This is a genomic window from Clostridium sp. YIM B02569 (assembly GCF_022320765.1).
Taxonomy (GTDB): Bacteria; Bacillota; Clostridia; order Clostridiales; family Clostridiaceae; genus Clostridium; species Clostridium beijerinckii.
Genome location: NZ_JAKJJX010000008.1, coordinates 89,065 through 115,303, shown reverse-complemented (window position 1 = coordinate 115,303; position 26,239 = coordinate 89,065). Strand labels below are relative to the sequence as shown.

Annotated in this window: 23 protein-coding genes; 21 read left to right on the top strand and 2 right to left on the bottom strand. The window is 30.7% G+C overall.

The window, feature by feature from the left end:
• The first annotated feature begins 9 nt into the window (after positions 1-9).
• From dnaK to ppdK, 20 genes are all read left to right on the top strand, one after another.
• Positions 10-1,854 (top strand): molecular chaperone DnaK, encoded by a 1,845-nt coding sequence (gene dnaK, locus L3B96_RS09260; RefSeq protein WP_238860506.1) that lies wholly within the window; start codon positions 10-12, stop codon positions 1,852-1,854.
• Between the two features lie 110 nt (positions 1,855-1,964).
• On the top strand, positions 1,965-3,098 hold the full coding sequence (gene dnaJ, locus L3B96_RS09255; RefSeq protein ID WP_238860504.1) for a molecular chaperone DnaJ: 1,134 nt from the start codon (positions 1,965-1,967) through the stop codon (positions 3,096-3,098).
• Positions 3,099-3,258: 160 nt separating this feature from the next.
• On the top strand, positions 3,259-4,809 hold the full coding sequence (locus L3B96_RS09250) for a nitrite/sulfite reductase (RefSeq protein WP_238860503.1): 1,551 nt from the start codon (positions 3,259-3,261) through the stop codon (positions 4,807-4,809).
• A gap of 418 nt (positions 4,810-5,227) precedes the next feature.
• Positions 5,228-5,887 carry a tRNA (guanosine(46)-N7)-methyltransferase TrmB gene (gene trmB / locus L3B96_RS09245; protein ID WP_238860501.1) on the top strand — a complete coding sequence of 220 codons (660 nt, stop codon included), beginning with the start codon at positions 5,228-5,230 and terminating at the stop codon, positions 5,885-5,887.
• A gap of 686 nt (positions 5,888-6,573) precedes the next feature.
• Complete coding sequence (gene prmA, locus L3B96_RS09240; RefSeq protein WP_238860499.1) at positions 6,574-7,518, top strand: 50S ribosomal protein L11 methyltransferase; 945 nt, start codon at positions 6,574-6,576, stop codon at positions 7,516-7,518.
• A gap of 206 nt (positions 7,519-7,724) precedes the next feature.
• Positions 7,725-8,492 carry a 16S rRNA (uracil(1498)-N(3))-methyltransferase gene (locus L3B96_RS09235; protein ID WP_077831054.1) on the top strand — a complete coding sequence of 256 codons (768 nt, stop codon included), beginning with the start codon at positions 7,725-7,727 and terminating at the stop codon, positions 8,490-8,492.
• Entirely contained in the window at positions 8,492-9,895 is a 1,404-nt protein-coding gene (gene mtaB, locus L3B96_RS09230) for a tRNA (N(6)-L-threonylcarbamoyladenosine(37)-C(2))-methylthiotransferase MtaB (protein WP_238860497.1), read from the top strand. The genes L3B96_RS09235 and mtaB overlap by 1 nt, the downstream gene beginning before the upstream one ends.
• A 149-nt stretch (positions 9,896-10,044) precedes the next feature.
• Positions 10,045-10,389 (top strand): histidine triad nucleotide-binding protein, encoded by a 345-nt coding sequence (locus L3B96_RS09225; RefSeq protein ID WP_011968181.1) that lies wholly within the window; start codon positions 10,045-10,047, stop codon positions 10,387-10,389.
• A 142-nt stretch (positions 10,390-10,531) separates the two neighbouring features.
• On the top strand, positions 10,532-10,708 hold the full coding sequence (gene rpsU / locus L3B96_RS09220) for a 30S ribosomal protein S21 (protein WP_008429643.1): 177 nt from the start codon (positions 10,532-10,534) through the stop codon (positions 10,706-10,708).
• A gap of 30 nt (positions 10,709-10,738) precedes the next feature.
• Positions 10,739-11,191 (top strand): GatB/YqeY domain-containing protein, encoded by a 453-nt coding sequence (locus tag L3B96_RS09215; RefSeq protein WP_011968182.1) that lies wholly within the window; start codon positions 10,739-10,741, stop codon positions 11,189-11,191.
• Between the two features lie 288 nt (positions 11,192-11,479).
• The gene (gene yqfC, locus L3B96_RS09210; protein WP_011968183.1) at positions 11,480-11,758 is read left to right on the top strand and encodes a sporulation protein YqfC; all 279 of its coding nucleotides are present in this window, start codon (positions 11,480-11,482) and stop codon (positions 11,756-11,758) included.
• A gap of 6 nt (positions 11,759-11,764) precedes the next feature.
• A complete protein-coding gene (gene yqfD, locus L3B96_RS09205; protein ID WP_011968184.1) occupies positions 11,765-12,892 on the top strand; it encodes a sporulation protein YqfD in 1,128 nt (375 codons plus the stop codon).
• 60 nt (positions 12,893-12,952) lie between these two features.
• Complete coding sequence (locus tag L3B96_RS09200; protein WP_238860495.1) at positions 12,953-15,055, top strand: HD family phosphohydrolase; 2,103 nt, start codon at positions 12,953-12,955, stop codon at positions 15,053-15,055.
• An 8-nt stretch (positions 15,056-15,063) separates the two neighbouring features.
• Positions 15,064-15,567, top strand: a complete 504-nt coding sequence (ybeY, locus tag L3B96_RS09195) for an rRNA maturation RNase YbeY (protein ID WP_238860493.1) — start codon at positions 15,064-15,066, stop codon at positions 15,565-15,567.
• 35 nt (positions 15,568-15,602) lie between these two features.
• The gene (locus L3B96_RS09190; protein WP_011968187.1) at positions 15,603-16,304 is read left to right on the top strand and encodes a diacylglycerol kinase; all 702 of its coding nucleotides are present in this window, start codon (positions 15,603-15,605) and stop codon (positions 16,302-16,304) included.
• Between the two features lie 255 nt (positions 16,305-16,559).
• Positions 16,560-17,456 (top strand): GTPase Era, encoded by an 897-nt coding sequence (gene era, locus L3B96_RS09185; RefSeq protein ID WP_238860491.1) that lies wholly within the window; start codon positions 16,560-16,562, stop codon positions 17,454-17,456.
• A 64-nt stretch (positions 17,457-17,520) separates the two neighbouring features.
• Positions 17,521-18,270 carry a DNA repair protein RecO gene (gene recO / locus L3B96_RS09180; RefSeq protein WP_238860489.1) on the top strand — a complete coding sequence of 250 codons (750 nt, stop codon included), beginning with the start codon at positions 17,521-17,523 and terminating at the stop codon, positions 18,268-18,270.
• A gap of 6 nt (positions 18,271-18,276) precedes the next feature.
• The gene (locus L3B96_RS09175) at positions 18,277-18,906 is read left to right on the top strand and encodes a DUF4342 domain-containing protein (protein ID WP_017211783.1); all 630 of its coding nucleotides are present in this window, start codon (positions 18,277-18,279) and stop codon (positions 18,904-18,906) included.
• 199 nt (positions 18,907-19,105) lie between these two features.
• Positions 19,106-19,744, top strand: a complete 639-nt coding sequence (locus tag L3B96_RS09170; protein ID WP_011968191.1) for a helix-turn-helix transcriptional regulator — start codon at positions 19,106-19,108, stop codon at positions 19,742-19,744.
• 242 nt (positions 19,745-19,986) lie between these two features.
• Positions 19,987-22,614, top strand: coding sequence for a pyruvate, phosphate dikinase (ppdK, locus tag L3B96_RS09165; RefSeq protein ID WP_023974002.1), 2,628 nt, complete (start codon positions 19,987-19,989; stop codon positions 22,612-22,614).
• A 479-nt stretch (positions 22,615-23,093) separates the two neighbouring features.
• Here the strand turns inward: ppdK and L3B96_RS09160 are convergent, their stop codons facing one another.
• Positions 23,094-23,705 carry a TetR/AcrR family transcriptional regulator gene (locus tag L3B96_RS09160; protein ID WP_238860487.1) on the bottom strand — a complete coding sequence of 204 codons (612 nt, stop codon included), beginning with the start codon at positions 23,703-23,705 and terminating at the stop codon, positions 23,094-23,096.
• Between the two features lie 146 nt (positions 23,706-23,851).
• Between L3B96_RS09160 and L3B96_RS09155 the strand changes: the two genes are divergently transcribed.
• Positions 23,852-24,835 (top strand): aldo/keto reductase, encoded by a 984-nt coding sequence (locus tag L3B96_RS09155; protein ID WP_238860485.1) that lies wholly within the window; start codon positions 23,852-23,854, stop codon positions 24,833-24,835.
• Positions 24,836-25,189: 354 nt separating this feature from the next.
• Here the strand turns inward: L3B96_RS09155 and L3B96_RS09150 are convergent, their stop codons facing one another.
• Positions 25,190-26,104 (bottom strand): AraC family transcriptional regulator, encoded by a 915-nt coding sequence (locus L3B96_RS09150; protein ID WP_238860483.1) that lies wholly within the window; start codon positions 26,102-26,104, stop codon positions 25,190-25,192.
• Between the last annotated feature and the right edge of the window lie 135 nt (positions 26,105-26,239).

Genomic DNA, 26,239 nt, shown 5'->3' with positions numbered 1-26,239 from the left:
GAAAATATCATGGGAAAGATTATAGGAATTGATTTAGGAACTACAAATTCATGTGTAGCAGTTATGGAAGGTGGAGAACCAACAGTTATAGCAAACTCAGAAGGTGCTAGAACTACTCCTTCAGTAGTATCATTCCAAGCAAATGGAGAAAGATTAGTTGGTCAAGTAGCTAAAAGACAAGCGATTACTAATCCAGATAAAACAGTTATTTCAATAAAGAGACATATGGGAACTGGATATAAAGTTGATATAGATGGAAAAGAATATTCACCACAAGAAATTTCTGCTATGGTTTTACAAAAAATAAAAGCAGATGCGGAAAGCTATTTAGGTGAAACAGTAACTCAAGCGGTTATTACTGTACCAGCTTACTTTAATGATAGCCAAAGACAAGCAACTAAGGATGCAGGTAAGATTGCAGGCCTTGAAGTATTGAGAATAATCAACGAACCAACAGCAGCATCATTAGCTTATGGTTTAGATAAAACAGATTCAGCTCACAAAATCCTAGTTTATGACTTAGGTGGTGGTACTTTCGATGTATCTATTCTAGATCTTGGAGATGGAGTGTTTGAAGTATTATCAACTAACGGTGATACAAAGCTTGGTGGAGACGATTTTGATGAGAAGATAATGAAATATATTGCAGATGAGTTTAAAGCTTCAAATGGAATTGACTTAATGCAAGATAAAATGGCAGTTCAAAGATTAAAAGAAGCTTCTGAAAAAGCTAAAATTGAATTATCAGCATCTCAACAAACAAATATAAATTTACCATTTATCACTGCTGATGCAACAGGTCCAAAGCATATAGATTTAACATTAAGCAGAGCTAAGTTTAATGAAATTACTCATGACCTAGTTGAAAGAAGTATTGAACCTATGAGAAAGGCATTAGCTGATGCTAAACTTTCATTAAATGATATAGATAAAATAATCTTAGTTGGTGGATCAACAAGAATTCCAGCAGTAGTAGAAGCTGTTAAGAACTTTACAGGAAAAGAACCATCTAAGGGAGTTAACCCAGATGAATGTGTTGCAGTTGGTGCAGCTATTCAAGCAGGTGTATTAACTGGTGAAGTTAAAGACGTTGTATTACTTGATGTTACTCCATTAACACTTGGAATTGAAACAGCAGGTGGTATAGCTACTCCATTAATCGAAAGAAATACAACTATTCCAACAAAGAAGAGTCAAGTATTCTCAACTGCGGCAGATAACCAAACATCAGTTGAAATTAATGTAGTTCAAGGTGAAAGACAAATGGCTATGGATAACAAGTCACTTGGACAATTCACATTATCAGGTATAGCTCCAGCACCAAGAGGAATTCCTCAAATCGAAGTTACATTTGATATAGATGCTAACGGTATTGTTAAAGTATCTGCATTAGATAAAGGAACTGGTAAAGAAGCAAATATCACAATCACTGCTTCAACTAACTTAAGTGATGATGAAGTAGATAAAGCTGTAAAAGAAGCAGAAAAATTTGCTGAAGAAGATAAGAAGAGAAAAGAAAAAGTTGAAGCTGTAAATAACGCAGACCAAACTATATATCAAATAGAAAAGACTTTAAATGAAGTTGGAGATAAAGCTACTGAGGATGAAAAGGCAGCAGTAAGAGCTAAAATTGAAGATCTTAAGAAGGTTAAAGATGGAGATGATGTAGAAGCTACTAAAGCTGCAATCGAAGCAGTAAATCAATCATTCTATCCAATAGCTACAAAGATGTATCAACAAGCTGGTGGAGCTGAAGGAGCTGCTGATCCAAATGCAGCAGCTGGAGGAGCTCAAAGTGCACCACATGATGATAATGTAGTAGATGCTGATTTCAAAGTAGATGAAGATAAATAAGATATAAATTATGTGTACTAAACTACAGTTATCTAATATAATAGGATAGGGAAGGCAAGCTCGTCTTCCCTTTTCTACAGTAAATAAAACTAGGTGGTGAATTTAAACGAATGGCAAATAAAGACTATTATGAATTGCTTGGACTTCAAAAGGGTGCAAGTGATGATGAAATAAAAAGAGCCTTTAGAAAATTAGCTGTAAAATATCATCCGGATAGAAATCAAGGAAATGCTGAGGCAGAAGAAAAGTTTAAAGAAATAAATGAAGCTTATCAAGTACTTTCGGATCCAGAAAAGAAAGCTAAATATGATCAGTTCGGATCAGCTGCCTTTGATGGTAGTGGCGGATTCGGAGGAGGAGGCTTTGGTGGCTTTGACGGATTCGATATGGGCGGATTTGGAGATATTTTTGAATCATTCTTTGGAGGCGGAGGATCAAGTTCTAGAAGAAGAAATGGTCCAGTAAGAGGAAATGATATTGAGTATACAATAACATTAACTTTCGAAGAAGCTGTTTTTGGAGTAGAGAAAGAAATTTCTGTTACTAGAAATGAAAACTGTGAACATTGTCATGGAAGTGGAGCCGAACCAGGAACTAATGCGAAGACTTGCCCAACTTGTAGTGGATCAGGTCAAGTAAGAGTTCAAAGACAAACTCCTCTTGGAAGTTTTGTATCAACTTCTACATGTGATACTTGTAGAGGTACTGGTAAAATTATTGAAAAGCCATGTTCAGAGTGTAGAGGAAAAGGCAGTATTAGAAAAACAAGAAAGATAAAAGTTAACATACCAGCAGGTGTAGATACAGGAAATGTAATGCCTTTAAGAGGACAAGGAGAACATGGGTTAAGAGGTGGAAGTCCTGGAGATTTGTATGTAAGAATTAATGTTACTCCATCAAAGGTGTTTACAAGAAAAGGAAACGATGTTTATATAGATGCTCATATTTCTATGCCTAAAGCAGCATTAGGTACAGAAATAACTGTAGCTACAGTTGATGGAAATGTTAAATATACTGTTCCACCAGGTACACAATCAGGAACTATGTTTAGATTAAAAGGCAAAGGAATACAAAGAGTTAACTCAAACGGAAAAGGAGATCAATACGTAAAAGTTATTGTTGATATTCCTAAAACCTTAAATAAGGAACAAAAGGAAGCTTTATATGATTTTATGAGAGCATCTGGTGAAGAGTTTGATGAAGCTAATGTTCCTAAGAAAAAATTATTTGGAAAAAATAAATAGAATTATATCGGAGAAACTATTTGAATAATGTCTATCAATTAGCATTATTTCAGTAGTTTCTTTTTTAGATAAAAATTCCCCGACAAAACCTATAGTTATAGTCATATTTTAAAATATAGGTTATAATATATTAAAATAATTATATTTAGGAGGAGAAAAAGTGAAGGAATTGAAGGAAAAATTATTAATTGAAATAGAAGAGTTTAGAGAATTAGGAAATAAGTTTTTATCTGGTGAAGTATCTATTATGGATTTTAAAAAAGTTTCTGGGGGAATGGGGGTATACTCAGAACGTAATAAAAAAGAATTCATGATAAGACTAAGAATTCCTTCAGGAATTAGTAGCTTTGAAAATATGAATTGGTTATGTGATATAGCTGATAAATATAATTTAGATAAATTTCATTTAACTACAAGAGAAGCAGTGCAGTATCATAATTTAACGATAGATCAAGTTTGTGGAATAATGAAGGATGGTATAGATAATGATATATATTCTAGAGGAGGCGGCGGAAACTTTCCAAGAAATGTAGCTATGTCTCCGCTATCAGGTGTAGATAAAGATGAAGCATTTGATGTGACACCATATGCATTAGCTGTAAATAAACATTTTTTAAGCAAAATAACATCATATAAATTTCCAAGAAAGTTTAAAGTATCTTTCTCAAGCAGCGATTCAGATCAGGGGCATTGTAATGTAGCTGATTTAGGGTTTTTAGCAACAATTAAAGATAATGAAAAGTATTTTAGAGTTTTTATGGGAGGCGGAATTGGAAGAAATCCTCAAGTTGCAGTCGAATATGATGAGCTTATAAAACCAAGTGATGTATTATACCACGTAGAAGCCATGACTAGTTTATTTATAAAAGAAGGTAACTATGAAGATAGAAATAAAGCTCGCATAAGATATATATTAGAGAGAATGGGCAAAGAGAAATTCATAGAAACATATAAAGAACATTTAAAATATGTGTTAGATAATAATGCGTTAGATTTATTTGTAGAATCTAAGGAAATTACTAAAGAAGGTAAAGAAATTGAATTAAAACATTCAAGATTATATTCACAAAAGCAAAAAGGATTATACAGCGTATATTTCCATCCAATTGGCGGACAAATTTCTGTTAAGACATTAAGAGAAATTTTAGATAAATTAAAAGTAGTAAAAGACTTAGAAATAAGACTTACTATGACAGAAGGTTTATATTTTAGAAATTTAAATGGTGATGAAGCTAAAGAAATTTTAGATTTAACACAAAATATTGGAGGAGAAACAGCTCTTCAGCAAAGTGTATCATGTATTGGAGTGCCAATATGTCAAGTTGGAATTTTAGAGAGTCAAAAAATGCTTAACAATATAATTAATTACTTTGCAGAAAAAGGTTATAATAAAGATATACTTCCAAGAGTTCATATATCAGGATGTGGAAATTCATGTGCAGTTCATGAAGTCGTTGGTATCGGACTTACAGGAAAACGTAAAAAAGTTGGCGATGCTGTTGAAGATGTATTTGAATTACATATTAACGGATCATTTGAAACAGGAAGTGCAAGGCTCGGAAAAGTTTATGGTGACTTACCTGCTAGTGAAATACCAGAGTTTTTATATGAATTATCATTAGATATAGAGAATAAAAATATGAATTTTTATGAGTTTGTAGAAAATAACGAGGAAGAACTATTAAAAATAATAGAGAAATATAAAAAATAAGTCATAATATAAAGCAGTTAAAATAGTACATTCTCTTAAGTATGAGGTGTACTATTTTTTATATTTAATAATGATAGGGTGTTAAGTATTAAATCGGATGATTTTTTAGATAAACAACTTTGGGGGGCAAGAAATTTTAATTAGTATTAAGAAAGTAAAAATACTTTGAGATAAAAGATTCAGTACAGATATTTGAGTTATCTGCAATACCTGTATATTTTTGAGATAAAAATTGCAATATAAATTTTTATAGGTATAATTATTATGAAGGATACGGCCGATTAATAGAACAATAAGACGGTATGAGAGTCTTGTTTATATGGTATTGTGTCGATAAGTTCAATTTAATGATCTAAAAAACTTAATGGCAGTGAAATGCTATTTTTTTAAAAGCTTATAAAAGATGGAGTGAACTAACATGAGAATGAGAAAAAAACCGTGGGCAAGACCTGAGCTTGAAGGTTGCGATTTTTTTGTTATAAATCCGAAAGAATATAAAGGCAAGTGGAAAGAATTTTTCGGTAATGATAAACCAATATATCTAGAACTTGGATGTGGGAAGGGGACTTTTATGGCAGTTCATGCCTCTGAGAATCCAGATATAAATTATATTGCAATTGACATAAAGGATGAGGTATTAGGATTAGCAAAAAGAAATATTGAAAAGGCTTATGAAGAAAAAAATAGGAAGTCTGATAATGTAAAATTAATGGCTCAAGAGATAGGACTTATCAGTGAAATCTTAAGTAAAGAAGATGTTGTAAGTAGAATATACATAAATTTTTGCAATCCGTGGCCAAAGGAAAAGCATAAAAAGAGAAGATTAACACATATGAGGCAGCTTGAACAGTACAAAACATTTTTAAAGAATGAAGGAGAAATTTATTTTAAAACTGATGATGATGAATTATTTGAGGAATCGCTTGAATATTTTAATGAAGCAGGGTTTAGAATTAAATATATAACATATGATCTTCACAATAGTGATGTTGAAGGAAATGTTCAGACTGAGCATGAAAAAATGTTTAGTGAACAAGGAATAAAAATAAAATTTTTGATTGCCATGAAAGATAATTAGATTTATAATAACCAGAATTTAAGAATTTAAGAATTTAAGAATTTAAGAATTTAAGAATTTAAGAATTTAAGAATTTAAGAATTTAGGAATTTACCCGATTCACATGTGTTTGCTGGGTAAGTTCGAGGAACCAAATGCAAGATGCTCGAAGAGAAAGTTCTGCTAACCAAATACAAAATTTGAAGCATCACTTTTGGACTCTCACTTAAGAATTTAAACATATGAAAAGATACGCACATATGAAAAAAGTGCGAAGCACAATTAAGATCAATTCACATATGAAAAAAGTGCGAAGCACAATTAAGATCTTTTAAGCATAATACGGAACTTACTGGTCACAATTAAGAAGTTTAATATTTTAAAATTTAAATATAAAACTAGGATATCAATAAAAATATTTTAAAATATATAAATTTAACTAGATATATATGTAAGTAGTTAAATAGAAATCTATGTAAATAGTTAACTATATAAATATATATCAATGTTAAATATATAAATATGTAAATATTTATAGTTATTGTAAGGGTTACAATGATTTTAAAAAAATAAAATTATATAGTTAGCAAAGAGCAATTGTAGGAAAAAATTCTATGGAATTTAAAAATATTTTTAATAAATTTTGAAAAAAATGTATTCCTAAATTGCAAACTGTTACTGAAACTGAATTAGAAAGGTTGATAAACATGGATGGAATATGGATTGAAGTTAGTGTAATAACAAAGAGCGAGGCGTTAGAGCCTATATCAGGAATATTTTATGGATTAAATTGCCCTAATGTTGCAATAGAAGATCCGGAGGATTTACTTTCAAGAGATCAAGGACCATTAACTTGGGATTTTGCAGATATAAATATCTTAGAACATAAAGGAAATGCAGCTGTAGTTAAAGCTTATTTTTCTCAAGATGATAAGGTTGAAGAGATTGTTGAATATGTTAAGGAAAAACTTTCTGAGATTAAAGAATTTGGAATAGATATTGGTGAAGGTACAGTAGAAGCTAAGAAGATGCACGAAGAGGACTGGGCTAATAATTGGAAGCAATATTATAAACCAGTTAAAATAACAGATAAGATTGTTGTTAAACCAATTTGGGAAGAATATGAAAAAAATGATGAAGAACTAATTATAGAGTTGGATCCAGGAATGGCATTTGGAACTGGAACTCATGAAACTACAAGGATGTGTATTCAAGCTTTAGATAAGTATGTAAAGCCTGATACAACAGTATTTGACGTAGGATGTGGATCAGGAATACTTGCGATAGCAGCAGCGAAGCTTGGAGCTAAACATGTTGTTGGTGTTGACCTAGATCCTGTTGCTGTTGATTCTTCTAAAGAAAATATAAGCTTTAATAATTTGAATAATATTGAAGTATTAGAAGGAAATCTTTTAGATGTAGTTGATGGAAAAGCCGATATAGTAGTTGCAAATATAATAGCAGAAATTATTTGTGTACTAACTGAGGATGTTAAAAAGGCTCTAAATGAAGGTGGATTATTTATAACTTCAGGTATAATTCATGATAGGGTAGATATGGTTACAGAAAAGTTTGTTGAATGTGGTTTTGAAGTTATTGAGATAAATAAAGATGGAGAATGGAACTGTATAGTTGCTAAAGTAATTAATTAGTATAAATATAGATATTTGTAATGCAAATTTTGGTTAACGGTTTGAAAATGTAATTATGAAAATAATGCACAATGTACAATTCACAATGCACAGTTTGGGAGAAATTTCTAAGAGATTTTTTAGAAAATCTATAGTTGATATACCGTAATCAATTATTATTTAATTGTGCATTGAGCATTGTGAACTGTGAATTAGAGAGGAGCCGTATGCATAAGTTTTTTACAGAACCTCATAATATTAGTGAAACTGAAGGTAGAATACTTGGAGATGATGTAAAACATATTTATAAGGTTTTAAGATTATCTGAAGGTGAAGAAGTAGTATTAAACAATTGCGAAGGAATTGAGTATCTAGGTGAGATAGAAACTATAACTAAAAGTGAAGTTATAGTTAAAATTATTAAAAGATTAGATATAAATAATGAAAGTAAAGTTAAAGTACATCTGTTTCAGGGACTACCAAAAGGTCAGAAAATGGACCTGATAGTACAAAAGGGAACAGAACTTGGAGTATCTGAGTTTATTCCTGTAACAACTGCAAGAGTAGATGTAAAACTTAAAGGCGAATTTAAAAAGCTTGATAGACTAAATAGAATTGCTCTTGAGGCATGCAAACAATCAAAAAGAAGTGTAATTCCTCAAGTTAAAGAAGTTATAGATTTCAATGAGGCAATAAATGAATTAAAAAAGATGGATTTGATTATTGTACCTTATGAAAATGCCGAAGATTTTGGAATTAAAACTCTTGTGAGAAAATTAGAAAGAGATAATGTGGATTTAGATAATATAAATAATGTTGGAATATTGATAGGACCTGAAGGTGGATTTGAGGAATCTGAAATTGATACTTTAAAAGAACAAGGTGCTTATATAGTGACTCTTGGAAATAGAATATTACGTACAGAGACGGCTGGATTTACAGCTACGGCATTAATTCAATATGAATTAGGAGATTTAGGAGGAAAGCTATCATAATGGGAGAGAACCAAATGAAATTAGTCAGAGCAGGTAGTGACAAGACTAAGCTTAAGAAGTTATCTAACAAAGAACCAATAAAAAATACAGAGGGGAAGAGTCTTGTGGCTTTTGCAACTCTTGGATGCAGGGTAAATCATTATGAAACAGAGGCTATGGCGGAAAAGTTCATAAGAGAAGGTTATGAAGTAACTGACTTTGAAGGTTTTGCTGATGTTTATGTTATAAATACTTGTTCTGTAACTAATATGAGTGATAAAAAATCAAGGCAAATAATTAGCAGAGCTAGAAGAAGAAATGAAAATGCAATAATTGCAGCTGTTGGATGCTATTCGCAAGTTGCGCCAGAAGAAGTTTCTAAAATACAAGGGGTAGATGTTGTACTTGGGACTAGAAATAAAGGCGATATTGTTTATTATGTGAATAAGGCTAAGGATGAGCAAAAACCTCAGTTAATGGTTGGAGAAGTTCTAAAGAATAAACAGTTTGAAGAATTAAATATAGAAGAGTATCAAGATAAAACAAGAGCATTTTTAAAGATACAAGATGGTTGTAATAGATTTTGTGCATATTGTCTCATACCTTATACCAGAGGAACAACTTGCTCAAAAGACCCTCAAAAAGTATTGGATGAAATAAAGAATTTAAGTGAACATGGATTTAAAGAAATAATATTATCAGGAATACATACAGCATCTTATGGTGTTGATTTAGATGGAAATGTAACTTTAATAACTTTATTAGAAGAAATAGAGAAACAGGATGGAATTGAAAGAGTTAGGATAGGTTCTATAGAGCCTAGTTTCTTTACAGATGAAGTTATCGAGAAAATGAAAAAAATGAAAAAACTATGTCCACAATTTCATTTATCACTTCAAAGCGGCTGTGATGCAACTTTAAAAAGAATGAATAGAAGATATACTGCTAAAGAATACGAAGATGCAGTTAATAGAATAAGAGAAAACCTTAAAGATGCCTCAATAACTACTGATGTAATCGTAGGTTTCCCCGGTGAAACTGATGAGGAATTTAATGAAACTTATGAATACTTAAAGAGAATTAAATTAACTAAAACACATATATTCAAATTCAGCCCAAGAAAAGGTACGAAGGCTTCAGATATGCCTAATCAAATAGATGGAAATGTAAAGGACAAGAGAAGTAAGGCTTTAATTGAACTAAATGCAAAGAATGAAGGCGATTTTAGTAAATCTTTAGTTGGAAGAGAACTAGATGTATTAGTTGAGCAAGAAGTATCTAATAAGCCTGGGGTATTTGAGGGGTATACAAGAAATTATGTAAAAGTTGAAATTCCAAATGGAAGCAGAGACATGATAGGAAAAATAATTTTATGTAAAATAATGGCCTCAGATGCGGAATATGTTGTTGGAAAAATTATATAGTTTTGGTATAATATAAATCAAGATAAGATTGATTAAGGATCATTTTTGGAATAAGATATATAATTCAAAGAGAATTTCTAAATATGAATTATAAAATCTCGATTCTTACGTTTGTGAATTGAGATTGTTACTTAGAAGGAGGTGAATTTATGGAAGGTTGTATATTTTGCAAAATTATAAGTGGGGATATCCCTAGTAAAAAAATATATGAAGATGATAAAGTTTATGCTTTTTATGACATAAATCCTGAAGCTCCAACTCATTTCTTAGTTATTCCAAAAGAACATATCGAAAGTGCTAATACTTTAGATGACAGCAATATTGATATTGTATCACATATATTTAAAGTTATTGGTAAATTAGTAGTAGATCTTGGAATATCAGATAAAGGATATAGGGTTGTAAATAATTGTGGTGAGGATGCAGGACAGACAGTAAAACATATTCATTTCCATGTACTTGGAGGGCGAAGTTTACAGTGGCCACCAGGCTAAATTTGAGTTGTTATTTGATCAATAGTAACTGGAGATTTTTTCTTAATTTCTTGACATTATTAATTTAAATATTGTATAATATAGCATGTGTTATTAAGCCCATAGCTGAGTTAATTTAAGCTAGCGGAGGGAGGGATAGTAAATGTCAGAAATTAAAGTTGGAGAAAACGAAACACTTGAAAGTGCGTTAAGAAGATTTAAGAGAAAATGTGCTAGAGCTGGGGTTCTTTCTGAAGTTAGGAAGAGAGAACATTATGAAAAGCCAAGCGTTAAGAAAAAGAAGAAATCAGAAGCTGCTAGAAAGAGAAAGTTCAAATAATGATATTTTCTTTTGAAAGAAGGTACAAAAATGTCATCAATTAAAGATAGATTGCAAGATGATTGGAAAATTGCTTTAAAAGCAAAAGATAAGTTCACATCTAGTGTAATTAGTACAGCTAAAGCTGCAGTATTATTGGTTGAAAAAACTGATAATAGAAAGCTTGAAGATGATGAAGTTATTACAATATTAGCTAAAGAAATCAAGCAAAGAAGAGAAGCTATGCTTGAATTTGAAAAGGGGAATAGGCAAGATTTAATAGATCAGTCTAAGGCTGAGATTGAAATTTTGTTGAAATACCTTCCTCAGCAGTTAAGTGAAGAAGAGATAAAACAATTAGTAAAAGAATCAGCTGAAGAAGTGGGTGCAAATAGCATTAAAGATATGGGAAAAGTTATGTCAGCTGTTAAACCTAAAGTAGTAGGAAAAGCTGATGGTAAACTTGTAAGTCAGCTTGTTAAGGAATATTTAAATAATAAATAAGAATAAAATTCAAGATTGTTTTGAGTTTTATACTAATATAACAGGACATAGGATTATAAATAGTATCCTATGTCCTGTTTCATTGTTATCTAAAATTGGACTAGCAATGAAAGGATAATATTTGGTTCATATAACTAGAATACATTATCGTAAATGAATTAGATAAAGCCATAATAGTAATGATTGGCTTTATTTTTTTGCAGGAAATTATCATTATTATTAAATTATAGAATTAATTCGCAAATCCTATCATAAATTACAATGAGAAAGTTTATGTGGGAGGAAAGTATGGAAGAAAAATTTCAAAGAGGTAAAGAAAAGATACTTAGCAAGTTAGATTTTCCAAGTGACATTTCATTAGATCTACCAAAGATAATAGTCGTGGGAAACAGAGAAATAACTATTGAAAATCATAAGGGCATTATATTTTTCGAAACTAATATGGTTAAAATAAATTCCAGAATAGGTGCAATCATAATTGAGGGGAAAGAGTTCGAAATACTTTTTATTGCAGAAACGAGTATAACAATAAGCGGAATCTTTAAAGGTATTTCATATGAGAGGTAGAATATTATGTTTAGCAGCTTGAAATCGGGACAAGTAACCATAGAAATTAATGCTTTAGTGCCAGAAAAAATATTAAATGCCTTTTGGAATAGCCAAATCTATACCTGTAATATAGTGAAAGTAAGCTTGACAACGGTAAGAGTAACTATATATTACAGAGATTATAAAGATGCAGAAATATTAATAAAAAAATATAAAGGAAAAGTTAAGATAGTAAGAACTAGTGGAATAATAGTTTTACTTATGAAAATGAGAAGAAAGATTTCTCTAGTTATAGGAATGGGATTATTTTTTGCTGTGATATATATATTATCAAATTATATATGGGCTATAGATATAGAGACACAGAGGAATTTAAGTCCATTTGAAGTTAGACAACAGCTCTCATCAATTGGAATCAAACCAGGGCTTAACAAATCACAAGTTAATGTATATCAAATAGAAAAAAAGATGGAAGATTTAAATAGCCAGATAATGTGGATTAGGGTTAGGATAGAGGGGTCTACATTAAAATTGGTTATAAAGGAAAAAGTAAATCCTCCGTCTACAGAAAAAACATTATATAATCAAGTTGTTGCTAAAATGGATGGAGAAGTAAAGAGAGTATATACGAATTCAGGAAATCCAGCAGTTGTGCCAGGAGATATAGTAAAGAAAGGTGACGATCTAATATTGCCTATCCAAGGAAGGGAAGGCTTTCAGATGGAAGTAAAACCGAGTGGAACAGTTATAGCAAATACTTTTTATGATAAATTTATGGAGGTTCAAATAAGTGGAGAAAAGCTTGAGAGAACTGGTAACAAGAATAGTGATATATACTTAAACTTTTTTGGGAAAAAAGTTTACTTGAAAAAAGCTATAAATCAATTTGAATATTATGATAAAATAGAAGAGAAGGATGGTTTCTTTAATAAGATAACATATTTCGAAAAAAAAGGTATAAATGTAAACTTAGATAAAGAAAGTACAGTTAAAGAAGCTACAGAAAAGTTAGAGGGGTCATTGAGAAAAACACTTAGCAACGATGCAAAGATAATAGATAAGAAAACTGCAGTAGAAGATATTGAAGGCGGAAAGATCTTAATTAATGTTAAATTTACTGTAGAACAGGATATTGCTAAAAACGTATCATAAGGGGTATTCAAAGTTGTTTTTATGCCTATTACTTATTATTAAGATGAAAAGGTGAATTACATGGATATAAAACAAAATAATAAATGGAAAAATAATAGAATTCAAAGAATTCTATTATTTATACTTGTATTTAGTATAGGCTATTTATTGCTTGTTACCGCAATAACTCCTAAGCAATATAGCTTAAAAGAAGGAGATATACCAAGAGTAGATATAAAAGCTCCAAGAGATATAGTGGATGAAAAAGCTACAAAGGAAAAGGAAGATCAAGCGGCTGAAAAGGTAGGGAAACAGTATACATCGAAGCCAGAAGTTAAGAAAGAAGCTGAGGATAATGTAAGGGCAGTGTTCGATAAACTTGTATCATTAAGCAATATGGCGAACTCTACCATAGCTGATAAGCAAGCTGAGCTTAAGAAATTAACTATATTTCAATTAACAGATGAACAATGTAAGGCATTGATAGGAATATCAAAAGATACTTTGCCTGGCATAGAAGACAAAATAGTAAATATAATTGACAATGCATATGAAAAAAATATACAGGAAAAAGACGAAGGTGCCTTAAAAGAAGCAAAAGGAGCTGTTTCAACTCAAATAGATAATTTAAACTTGGATAAAGATGTATCAAGTGCTTTAAAGCAAATAGCTCAAACACAAATAAACCCCAATGTTTTTTTTGATGAAGAAAAAACACAAGAAAAGATACAGGAAGTCAAGAAGAATGTATCTAAAGTAATAATAAAACAAAATCAGATTATAGTTAAAGAAGGAGAGCCTGTAACACAAGATCAAATTGATATTCTATCAGATCTTGGAATGCTTAACGATGAAAATGTAACAGCTTATGTATATATTTATTTAGCGCTTGCAATATTTTGGATGATAATATTGTTTCTTCAATATGGATATGTGAGAATAAATTATGGTGAAATATATAAGAACAATAAAAAGCTTATTCTTATAAGTACAATTAATTTGATTTCACTTGTGTTAGCTAGAACTGTAGGGGTTATATCGCCTTTTCTAATTCCGTTTGCGTGCGCGCCTATGATGCTTACGCTATTACTAAATTATAAGATATCATTTGTACTTAGCGCTTTAAATGCAATAGTTATAGGAGCATTAAATGGTTTTGATGTTCAGATTATTATTCTAGGAATAGTAAGTTCGGTATTAGGAGCGGCATTTTTGAAAAAGATGCAACAAAGAAATGAATTGCTATATTCAACATTGTATACTGCTGTTGTTACCGTAATACTTACATTGTCTACGGGAATATTAATATCGAGCAATTTCGGAGATGTGTTAGTAAAAGGTGGAATCACATTCATTGGAGGCCTTTTATCAGGTATATTTGCATTAGGAATATTACCGTTTTTAGAAGGTACATTTAATGAGGTTACTACATTAAAGCTGCTAGAATTATCAAATCCTAATACACCACTGTTAAAAAAATTATTAATGGAAGCTCCAGGAACATATCACCATAGTATGCTTGTTGCAAATCTCTCAGAAATGGCAGCAGAAGAAGTTGGTGCTAATTCGGTAATTACAAGGATAGGATCATATTATCATGATATTGGAAAAACAGAGAGGCCATATTTCTTTGGAGAGAATCAAATGGGGATAGATAATCCACATGAGAATATACCTCCAAATTTAAGTGCTATGATAATAAAATCTCATGTTAAAGATGGTCTGGAGTTAGCTAAAAAATATAAGCTTCCTAAGGTTATCCAAGATATTATATTAGAGCATCATGGTAAAACATTAGTAAAGTATTTTTACTATACTATGAAAAATAGTGCTGAAAACCCAGAGGAAATAAAAGAAGAAGATTATAGATATGAAGGCCCAATACCAAGCTCAAAAGAAGCTGGGATAGTAATGCTATCTGATAGTGTTGAAGCGGCTGTAAGATCAATTAAGAAACCTACTAAGGATGCAATTAACCAAATGGTTAATTGCATTATAGATGATAAATTATCATCAGGACAATTAAATGATTGTGATTTAACATTAAAAGATATAGAAAAAATAAGAGTATGTTTTTTGACTTCGTTAAATAGCATATACCATCAAAGAATAGAATACCCTAAAGAAAAAATGAAGGATTTCAATGATGAAAGCAATAAAGGTGAATTTAAAACTAAGGAGTAATTTAAATAATGATTTATGTAGATAATAGACAAAATAAAGTGGAAGCAAGTGAAAAATTAATAGAAAGATTAACAGAAGTAATAGAATTTACATTAAAAGAAGAGGAAGTAAATATGAAATGTGAAATTTCATTATTGTTCGTTGATAATAATGAAATAAAGGAAATTAATAATGAAACAAGAGGAATAAATAGAGAAACAGATGTATTATCTTTTCCTATGTTAGAATACGAAGATAAGAAAGTATTTAAGGATATGTATAAAGATTATAAGTTTTCTCAATCTGATTTTGATGGTGATGAACTTGTACTTGGAGATATAGTTCTTTCATTAGAAAAAGCATTAGAACAGAGTAAAGAATTTAATCATTCATATGAAAGGGAAGCCTCATACTTAGTTGTACATTCAGTATTGCATCTATTGGGATACGATCATATGGAGGATGATGATAAAATAATTATGAGAAGTAGAGAAGAAGATATTTTAAATAAACTTAACATAATCAGAGGGTAATATTTTTTATTATGTAATAGAAGTAGGGGTAAATAATGAAAATGAAAAAAACACTGGAAAGCTTCAATAATGCCATAACTGGGATTATCGATACTGTAAGAACTGAACGAAATATGAAAATCCATTTAATAGTGGCGTTAGTAGTACTAATTGCAAGCTTTTTCTTTGACATAACAAAATATGAGTTTCTGATATTAGCTGTTACAATAACTATGGTAATAGCTGCTGAACTTATAAATACAGCCATAGAGGCGACTATAGATATGACAACTAATTATTACCACCCTTTGGCTAAAATCGCTAAGAATGCGGCGGCAGGTGCGGTATTAATAACAGCCATAAATGCATTATTAGTTGGTTATATTATATTTTGGGATAGGCTCAGTAGATTTTCATTTTCTTTAATTAATAAAGTAAAGAATTCAGAGCCATATACGATATTGATTGTTCTAGTAATAGTATGTATAGTAACTATAATAGCGAAAGCAATATTTGGAGAAGGAACTCCGTTAAAAGGGGGAATGCCCAGTGGCCACAGTGCTTTGGGATTTTCAATAGCAACTGCAATATCATTAATAACGGAGGAACCAATTTGCATTCTATTGAGTTTTTTATTGGCGTTTATAACTGCACAAAGTAGAGTGGATTCAGAAGTTCATAGTATTTTAGAGGTAATAGTTGGAGCTATATTTGGTATATTATTAACTTTGTTTATTTTTACATTATTTAGGCTTTAATTAAATATAGAATAATAAAAATAATATTTATAGGAGAAGATATAAGATGAAATAAAACTTATATTGTCTCCTATTTCTTAAATTATAAGAATTAATGATTTAATTCATAAGGAAACAATTGGAAGCGATTATTAAATTATTATATGATCAAATTAAGAATAGTAGATTGTCAATTTACTTATAAATAGAGTATACTATTTGTAAAATAGGATAACGTTAGTTAAGCTTTTTTAAGCTTATTTTGAGGAGGAAAAAATGTTTAAATCAGGATTTGTTACAATAGTTGGAAGACCTAATGTAGGAAAATCGACTTTATTAAATTATATAATGGGGGAAAAGTTATCAATAGTTTCTAATAAACCTCAGACAACAAGAAATAACATACAAACAATATTGACAGGTGATGATTATCAAATGATATTTGTTGATACACCAGGTATACATAAACCTAAACATAAGTTAGGAGAATACATGGTAAATTCGGCAAAAGAATCTACTAAAGATGTTGATTTAGTATTATTCTTAACAAATCCAGATGAGGAGATTGGAAAGGGCGATAAATTTATATTAGAAACCTTAAGGGATAAAAAGTGTCCTGTATTTTTAGTTTTAAATAAGGTTGATGAAAGTACACAAGATAGAGTGGCAAAAAGTTTAGAAATGTATTCAAAAGAATTTAAATTTGCAGAGATAGTACCTATTTCTGCAATAAAAGGGAAAAACGTTGATGTATTAGTAGAACTTATGAAGAAAGCAATGCCAGAAGGACCTAAATATTATCCAGACGACATGATAACAGATGTTCAAGAAAAGTTTGTAGTATCAGAAATAATTAGAGAAAAAGCTTTAAGAACCTTGAGAGATGAAGTGCCTCATGGTATAGCAGTAGATATAATTCAAATGAAACAAAATGAAATAGGTACATATCATATAGAAGTAGATTTAATCTGTGAAAAAGATTCCCATAAAGGAATAATAATTGGAAAGAATGGTCAAACACTTAAAAGAATAGGCGAAAATTCAAGATATGAATTAGAAAGATTTTTAAGATCCAAGGTTAATCTAAAAATATGGGTGAAAGTTAGAAAAGAATGGAGAGATAATCAGCTTTTATTAAAAGAATTAGGATATAAAGCGAATTCAAAGAGATAGAGTATTAATTAGAAATAGATAATTAGCCTAACATATTATTTTTTTTATATATTCCAAGTGGGAGATGGTTGACCTGTCAATAGTTGAAACAAAAGCTGTAATTATAAAAACGCAAGATTTTAAAGAGAATGACAAACTAGTTTGGTTTTATACTGAGAAGTTAGGTAAAATTACAGCTATAGTTAGAGGCGCTAAAAAAAGTAAAAGTAAGTTCTTAGCATTGACATTGCCATTATGTTATGGAGAATATATGGTATATAAAGGTAAGAGCTTGTACACTCTTCAAGAAGGAAAAATAATTCAATCTTTTCAAGGACTTTTAAATGATTTACATAAACTTACATATTCCTCATACTTATGCGAATTAATAGATATTGCTTGTACTGATAATGAAATTAATATGGAACTTTTTAAGACATTGATTACAACATTATACCTACTGAATACAGATGCCCTGGATTACGAACTACTAATAAGAGCATTTGAATTAAGATTATTAAAAACAACTGGATATAATCTAACATTGAATAATTGTAGCGTATGTAGAAAAAAGATATCTTCATCTAATTATATAAGTTTATCCCACTATGGAGGTATATGTGATGAATGTCCCAAAGAACATGGAGTATTTATTTCAAAAGGTGCATATAATGCCTTGAGGTTTTTGATGAATATGGATATAGATAAATTATATAGACTAAATTTAAATTATGAAATAAAAAGTGAGATTGAAAAAGTAATTACTTTTTTAGTATCGAATAGCTATGCTAAAAAGCCTAAAAGTTTGGAGATGTTAAAATTTATTAAGGAGTGATGATTTATGGAAAATATAACATTAGAAAAAGTTGATATGATACGTGAGAGAACAGGAGTAAGCTATGAAAAGGCAAAGGAAGCTTTAGAAGTATGCGAAGGAGACGTATTAGAGGCTTTAATATACATTGAAAAGTCTCAAAAGTTATCAGATATTAATGATGAATTTGTTGATGAGGAAGTAAATAGGGCTCCTATATCTATAGAGGAACTAAGGGTTTTGATTAAACAAATAATAGAAAAGGGAAATGTTACTAGGATAAAGGTTAAGAAAGATGATAAGGAACTTGTAGATATTCCAGTTAATGCAGGAATTGCAGCAGGAGTTGTAGCTATTATAATTCCACCAATACTTGCAGCAGGAGTTATTGCGGCAATAGCGACTCAAATTACAATAGAGATAACTATGGAAGATGGATCTGTGGAAGTTGTAAACACGTATGTTTCAGAAATGGCAAGCAATGTTAAAAATAAAGCTACTGATTTTGCTGATAAAATTAAGACTAAGGTTAATGAAATGAAGAATGACATAGGTAAACATAGTGATGATTCAAAGCAAAAAGTATATACTGGTTCAGATACTGTATATACCTATACAGTTAATTTTGATGAAGAGAAAGAAAATTCAGAAAATTAAGTGATATTGAGAGTAATATAAAGAAAAATAGATATATCAGTGATATAAAATTAATATACAAGAAATATTTAGCGAATTTATTTGATTTTTCTGAAAATTAAGTCTAGTCAAACAATAATTACATGATATAATTAGAGAGTAGTAAAAATTAATGAATTTGAACTAAATATTTCTTGTATTTACAGAAAGAGGGATAAGATTGAAATTATCACCTAGGCAAGAAGAAATAGTATGCTTAGTAAAAGAAAATGCACCTATAACTAGTGAAGCTCTTGCAGAAAAAATTGGAGTTACTAGAGCTGCGCTCAGGGCTGATTTGGCGGTACTGACTATGATAGGAACTTTGGATGCTAGACCGAAGGTAGGATATGTATATACAGGAAAGACTTCTAATGGATTGATTTATTCAAACATTAACAAAATTAAAGTATCCGAAATAATGTCAAAACCTGTGACTGTCAGTGAAGATACGATGGTATATGATGCAATCGTATACCTATTTCTGAATGATGTAGGGACATTATTTATAGAAAATAATGGGGTGCTTACAGGTGCAGTCTCTAGAAAAGACTTTCTCAAAATTTCAATAGGGGGGACTGATATACATAGAGTTCCTGTTGGAGTAATTATGACAAGAATGCCAAATATAATTTGTGCGAATAAGAATGATAACGCATATGATTTGGCTAAGAAAATTATTGAACATGAGATCGATAGTATTCCGGTTGTTGAAATAATAGAAAAGTCTGATGGAAAAGATCAGATGAAGATAATCGGAAAGGTTTCTAAGACTAACATAACAAAATTATTTGTTAAAATTGGAGAAAATGAGAATTAATTAATTAAGGGTAACTACGAAGTCTTTAAGCATATGAAATAAAAAATAAGTCTATGATGCGATATATATTTCTTGTTAGACAAGGAAGTCTGTTTATCTCATAGTGGACTATTAGGTGAACAGACCGACGAAGTATAACAAGAAATAGATTAGCATGCTGATTTACTTTTTGTTGAATATGCTTAGGATAGGCATCGATAGTAAATATAGTGAGAAATAATAAGAAAAGAGGGAGTATTGAGATGTCAAATAAGTATGTATATCTTTTTAGTGAAGGAAATGCTTCAATGAAAAATCTACTTGGAGGAAAAGGCGCTAACTTAGCAGAAATGACTAGTCTAGGAATTCCAGTGCCAGATGGTTTTATTGTTACAACAGAATCTTGTAATAAATATTATGAAGATGGTAGAAAGATTTCTGATGAAATAATAGGTCAAATCTATGAAAGTTTATCAAAGCTTGAAGAATCTACAGGTAAGAAATTTGGAGATAATACAAATCCTTTACTAGTTTCAGTAAGATCTGGTGCAAGAGTTTCAATGCCGGGTATGATGGATACTATCTTAAACTTAGGATTAAATGATATAGCTGTAGAAGCAATGGCAGAATTGACCAATAATCCAAGATTTGCATATGATTCTTACAGAAGATTCATTCAAATGTTCTCTGATGTTGTTATGGGAATAGAAAAGAGATTATTCGAAAATAAGATTGATGAACTTAAGGAGAAGAAAGGTGTTGAATTTGATACAGATTTAACAGCAGATGATTTAAAAGAATTAGTTAGTGAATTCAAAGAAATCTACAAAAAAGAAAAGGGTGAGGAATTCCCAAGCGATCCTAAAGCTCAATTAATTGAAGCAATTACAGCGGTATTTAGATCATGGGATAATCCAAGAGCTATAGTATATAGAAGATTAAATGATATTCCAGGTGAATGGGGTACAGCTGTAAATGTGCAACAAATGGTATTTGGTAATAAGGGAGAAACATCAGGAACAGGAGTTGCATTCTCAAGAAACCCTGCAAATGGTGACAATGCTATATATGGTGAATATCTAATGAATGCACAAGGCGAAGATGTTGTTGCTGGTATTAGAACTCCACTTGAAATTGGAAAATTAAAAGAACAAAATCCAGAAATATATGCACAATTTGAAGGAATTGTTAACACACTAGAAGATCACTATAAAGATATGCAAGACATGGAGTTTACTATAGAAGAAGGTAAATTATATTTCTTACAAACTAGAAATGGTAAGAGAACAGCTCAAGCTGCTTTAAAGATTGCTGTTGATTTAGTAGAAGAAGGAATGCTAAGCAAGGAAGAAGCAATTTTAAAAGTTGAACCAAAACAATTAGATACATTATTACACCCTGCTTTTTATACTGAAGATTTAAAGAAAGCTACACCAATTGCAAAAGGATTACCTGCATCTCCTGGAGCTGCATGTGGTAAGATAGCATTTACTGCTGATGAAGCTAAAGATAGAGCAGCACTTGGAGAAGATGTTGTACTTGTAAGACTTGAAACTTCACCAGAAGATATAGAGGGAATGATAGCAGCACAAGGTATCCTTACAGTAAGAGGGGGAATGACTTCTCATGCTGCGGTTGTTGCAAGAGGAATGGGAACTTGTTGTGTAGCTGGATGTGGAACTATAAAAGTTGATGAAGTAAAGAGAACTGTAGAAGTTAACGGAAAAGTTTATACATCTGAAGACTACATTTCAATTGACGGTACTTCAGGAAATGTATATGGAGAAAAAATAAAAACAGTTACACCAGAAATTTCAGGACATTTTGCGACATTCATGGGATGGGCTGATGAAATAAGAAAATTGAAAGTTAGAGCTAATGCAGATAGTCCAAGAGATGCAAAACAAGCTGTTGAGTTTGGAGCAGAAGGCATAGGTCTTTGCAGAACAGAGCATATGTTCTTTGCAGAAGATAGAATTATGGCTGTAAGACAAATGATTACATCTAAAGACTTAGAACAAAGAAAAGTAGCTTTAGATAAGATTTTGCCAATGCAAAAGTCAGATTTCATAGGAATTTATGAAGCATTAGAAGGAAAAGCGGTTACAATAAGATTATTAGATCCACCTCTACATGAATTCTTGCCAACTGTGGATTCAGATATAAAAGAATTAGCAAGAGAAATGGGAATAACTTATGAGGAATTAAAATCTACTGTTTCAGAATTACATGAGTTTAATCCTATGATGGGTCATAGAGGATGCCGTCTTGCAGTTTCTTACCCTGAAATTGCTGAAATGCAAGCAAGAGCTATTATAGAGGCAGCAATAGAAGTTAAAACAACTAAAGGCTACGATATTGTACCTGAAATAATGATTCCATTAGTTGGAGAAATTAAAGAATTAAAATATGTTAAAGATGTAATTGTATCAACAGTTAAAGCTGTTATGGAAGAAAAAGGAGTAACTTTAGATTATAAGGTTGGAACTATGATTGAAATTCCAAGAGCAGCATTAACAGCTGATGAAATAGCAAAAGAAGCAGAATTCTTCTCATTTGGTACAAATGACTTAACTCAAATGACATTTGGATTCTCAAGAGATGATGCAGCTAAGTTCTTATCTGCTTATTATGAAAAGAAGATTTATGAACAGGATCCATTTGGTAAATTAGATCAAACAGGAGTTGGTTCTCTAATTAAAATAGCAGTAGAAAAAGGAAAATCTACTCGTTCAGATATCCATTTAGGAATCTGTGGAGAGCATGGTGGAGATCCTTCATCAATTGAATTCTGCCATAATATAGGACTTAACTATGTATCTTGTTCACCATTTAGAGTTCCACTAGCAAGACTTGCAGCAGCACAAGCGCAAGTAAAAAATCCAAGATAACTTTAAGAAATTAAAGCTTAAAGTGAATGAGTGAAAAATAAAGTATGGGTATTGGCCTTAAGAAATTTTAAGGTCGATACCTATTTTTATTCTACAGAAAATTATAGATAAATTGTAATAATATTTGGATATTAATACTAAGGCAATAAAAGTTAGGCAGATATTAAGAATGGATTTGCTGAGCACATATGTTTATATAACTAGAGTATATTTTATATATAAAAGTAAATTTCGTAATAGATGCGACAAGCTTTATACTATTAAATTGGCTAAGAAACAGCAATAAAATATGTTGAGGCATGGCATGGACAGCGTGTTTTCACAATACCAGAAGAATTAAGAGATTTTTTCCATGGTAGAAGAGAATGGAAAAAGAAGAGGAACATTCATATCTCATAGCAGATGATGAGTGTGCCCCCCTCTAGAGAGAGGCTACTATTGTTTAAGGGACATTTTATGGATGCCATACTTTATCTGTTCTAGATACTATAAGTTTTAGATATCTGCGCCTGTATCTCTTCACGAAATACTATTTTACCTTTTTCTGTGAGTATAGGATAGATTATGCTCCAAAAGCAGGTCATAATATCAACTTGACCTAACAAATCATTGGAAGGCATCCAATATATTTTAATCAAATTTAGTACCTCAATTATACCATTCATTTGTTCTGGAATTTCCTCTTTTATAATAAATCCGCTTTTTTGCAAAATAGTAAATGAACTCTGAAGTACTTCATGTCGTTTCTTTATATTAGATACCTGAATTTGATAAATTTGTGGACTTATTTTTGCGAGTTGATCAAAGTGACGATAATAGTAGGAGTTGTTTTCTTGATGCTGTATTCCATGGATAAAAAATTCATTTAATTCTACTAATGTCGTTGGAGTTTTGGGGATACTAAAATTCTTGTTTTGTTCAAGAATAACTGCTTCAATCAAGTCCTCTTTTTTTTTAAAATAATAGGTAAGATTTCCAACACTGATATTAATGGCATCTGCGATATTTCGCATAGAAACATTATTATACCCCTGCTCATTAAATAATTGTCTGCTAATTTCTAGGATTTCGCTTTTTCTGTCTTCATTCATAGCTATATCTCCTCAATTTGAATTACTGCTCTTATATTGACATGTTAGTACAGTTGTGCTAATATGTCAATATGTTAGTACAATCGTACTAATGCATAATCTAGAATTTTATATGAAGACTAAAGCGAATAAGGAGGTTCTTTATTATGAATTACAAAAAAAACGGAATTCAAATATCAAGACTTGGACTTGGATGTATGCGTATGACAAATACTACTGGATATGCTAATAAATCTGAAAGCATTGCTACAATCCATGCAGCCCTAGATGCTGGGATACAACTTATTAACACTGCAGATTTCTATAATAGCGGTTATAACGAAATGCTAATTGGAGAAGCATTGAACGGATATAAGCGAGACAAAGCGTTTATATCTGTAAAGTTTGGTGGGTTAAGCGATCCTAAAGGAAATTACTATGGTTTGGATGTAAGACCACTAACAATAAAGAACTATATCACTTATTCTCTTAAACGGTTAAAAGTGGATTACATAGATCTTTATCAACCTGGAAGAATTGATCTAGGAATACCTGTTGAGGAGACTATAGGAGCCATTTCAGATTTAGTTAAGGCTGGATATGTAAGGTATATTGGACTTTCAGAAGTTGATGCTGATACTTTAAGAAAGGCTAATTCAGTTCATCCAATAAGCTTTATAGAATCGGAATATTCTCTTTTCAATCGTAGAATAGAAACGGAAATTTTGCCTACAGCAAGGGAACTTGGAATTGGTGTTGTAGCTTTTGGGTCATTAGCTTATGGCTTGCTTGGAGGCAATTGGTCAAAAGAACGTAAAGTAGAGGGTGCTAATGCCAGAATTCCATTGTTTGCTAAAGAAAACATAGAGAAAAATCTATCTCTTGTTGAAGCATTACGTGAAATAGCCGAGGAAAAGCAAATTACTTTGTCACAGATTGCTGTTGCTTGGGTTTTAGCAAAAGGCGAGGACATTATACCGCTAATTGGTGCTAAAAAGGTGTCACAAATCCAAGATGCAATAAAAGCTGCGGATATTACTCTAAGTGAAAATGAAGTAAAACGAATTGAAGCGGCTATACCGGAAAGTGCCATAGCTGGAGCCGCTCAATCTAATGGATTGTTATTCAAAAATGGAGTAATGGTCCGTTAAGAATATTGTTATTAGGGGGAAATCAAACTACCACAGAAGGCTAAAAAAGGAATTTTTCATTAGACCTATGAGATATACGAGGGTTATTTAATATAAAGCAATAAATGTACAGTTTTCCTAAATAACAAAAGTGTTTTATAATGCTAAAAAAGTGACTTGGTCTATTATGATTGTAGCAGCACAATCGCAAGTAAAAAATACAAGATAACTATAAAAGATTATAATAAAGTAGCATATAAATCTTAGTAAAAGAATATTTAAAGCAAATTATATTATAAAAATATAGGGCATTGTAAGTTGAAATCACATGTGATTTTAATTACAATGCCCTTTTATGATTATGTTATTGAGTTATTATGGTGAACTTATTTTAGGATACAAGTTGGCTGATATTTTACGATATTGAGCTGGACTGATACCGTTAATTTTTATAAAATTTCGGAGAAAAGAAGAGTAGTTCCCAAAACCATAATGACTACTTATATAAGAAAAGGTTCTATTTGTATTTTTTATATCCTCGCAGGCACAAATCATCTTTTTATTTATTATATAATAATGAACAGTGATACCTGTTAAGTACTTAAATTTTCTTATAAAATGATATTTACTTATATTTAAATAGCTAACTAAATCATCTATAAGAATTTCATCTGTAATATGTTCATCTATGAAATAAGATACTTGATCTATTAACCGATGATGATTATTAGATAACAAATTATATATATTTTTTTGACATAGATTGCATAGACAGGTGAAGAAGATAGTTAAATTTGCTTTGTCAAATAAATCTTTGCCTTTAAAATCTTGCTTATCATCAAAATTAAATGTTGATATTTTGATTAGCGAATATTGGAGCATATCATTGTAGTAGCTAGGAAAGTGGTATGCGAAGTTATTAGTATTCTGACTATATTCAAAACATGAATAAAGTTTTAATGAACTGTCAGATAGTGAATCTAAATAAGATCTGCTAATCCATAAAATTAAACGTTTAGAATTGGTATGTATAGTATCGTTGTAGTTATACTTATGCATTATACCACTACTTATTAGAAGAAAATCACCACGCTTTAAGTAATATGTAGAATCATTTACAAGCATAGAACATTCTCCATCCAATATAAATACGACTTCATAGAAATCATGATAATGATAAGTATCTACAGTCATAGGGACGCCATGCTTTTCATAGATTTCGAAGTTATTTCCAACAATTTGCTTGTGATTATCGTCTTCTGAAAGATACTTGTTTGTAATTTTTCTCATAAAGGTTCACCCCGGTAATAAATTTTATTAAATATTTTTATAACCTAATAAATACAGATTTTTAATTATAAAAATAAGCTGAAAATATTTGTGCTATAAATTCAGTTAATCAATTTGCTGGATAGCAATATTTGC

Coding starts and splice junctions, on each gene's coding strand:
- dnaK (WP_238860506.1), top strand. CDS start 10: ATGGGAAAGATTATAGGAATTGATTTAGGAACTACAAATTCATGTGTA.
- dnaJ (WP_238860504.1), top strand. CDS start 1,965: ATGGCAAATAAAGACTATTATGAATTGCTTGGACTTCAAAAGGGTGCA.
- trmB (WP_238860501.1), top strand. CDS start 5,228: ATGAGAATGAGAAAAAAACCGTGGGCAAGACCTGAGCTTGAAGGTTGC.
- prmA (WP_238860499.1), top strand. CDS start 6,574: ATGGATGGAATATGGATTGAAGTTAGTGTAATAACAAAGAGCGAGGCG.
- L3B96_RS09235 (WP_077831054.1), top strand. CDS start 7,725: ATGCATAAGTTTTTTACAGAACCTCATAATATTAGTGAAACTGAAGGT.
- mtaB (WP_238860497.1), top strand. CDS start 8,492: ATGGGAGAGAACCAAATGAAATTAGTCAGAGCAGGTAGTGACAAGACT.
- L3B96_RS09225 (WP_011968181.1), top strand. CDS start 10,045: ATGGAAGGTTGTATATTTTGCAAAATTATAAGTGGGGATATCCCTAGT.
- rpsU (WP_008429643.1), top strand. CDS start 10,532: ATGTCAGAAATTAAAGTTGGAGAAAACGAAACACTTGAAAGTGCGTTA.
- L3B96_RS09215 (WP_011968182.1), top strand. CDS start 10,739: ATGTCATCAATTAAAGATAGATTGCAAGATGATTGGAAAATTGCTTTA.
- yqfC (WP_011968183.1), top strand. CDS start 11,480: ATGGAAGAAAAATTTCAAAGAGGTAAAGAAAAGATACTTAGCAAGTTA.
- yqfD (WP_011968184.1), top strand. CDS start 11,765: ATGTTTAGCAGCTTGAAATCGGGACAAGTAACCATAGAAATTAATGCT.
- L3B96_RS09200 (WP_238860495.1), top strand. CDS start 12,953: ATGGATATAAAACAAAATAATAAATGGAAAAATAATAGAATTCAAAGA.
- ybeY (WP_238860493.1), top strand. CDS start 15,064: ATGATTTATGTAGATAATAGACAAAATAAAGTGGAAGCAAGTGAAAAA.
- L3B96_RS09190 (WP_011968187.1), top strand. CDS start 15,603: ATGAAAATGAAAAAAACACTGGAAAGCTTCAATAATGCCATAACTGGG.
- era (WP_238860491.1), top strand. CDS start 16,560: ATGTTTAAATCAGGATTTGTTACAATAGTTGGAAGACCTAATGTAGGA.
- recO (WP_238860489.1), top strand. CDS start 17,521: ATGGTTGACCTGTCAATAGTTGAAACAAAAGCTGTAATTATAAAAACG.
- L3B96_RS09175 (WP_017211783.1), top strand. CDS start 18,277: ATGGAAAATATAACATTAGAAAAAGTTGATATGATACGTGAGAGAACA.
- ppdK (WP_023974002.1), top strand. CDS start 19,987: ATGTCAAATAAGTATGTATATCTTTTTAGTGAAGGAAATGCTTCAATG.
- L3B96_RS09160 (WP_238860487.1), bottom strand. CDS start 23,705: ATGAATGAAGACAGAAAAAGCGAAATCCTAGAAATTAGCAGACAATTA.
- L3B96_RS09155 (WP_238860485.1), top strand. CDS start 23,852: ATGAATTACAAAAAAAACGGAATTCAAATATCAAGACTTGGACTTGGA.
- L3B96_RS09150 (WP_238860483.1), bottom strand. CDS start 26,104: ATGAGAAAAATTACAAACAAGTATCTTTCAGAAGACGATAATCACAAG.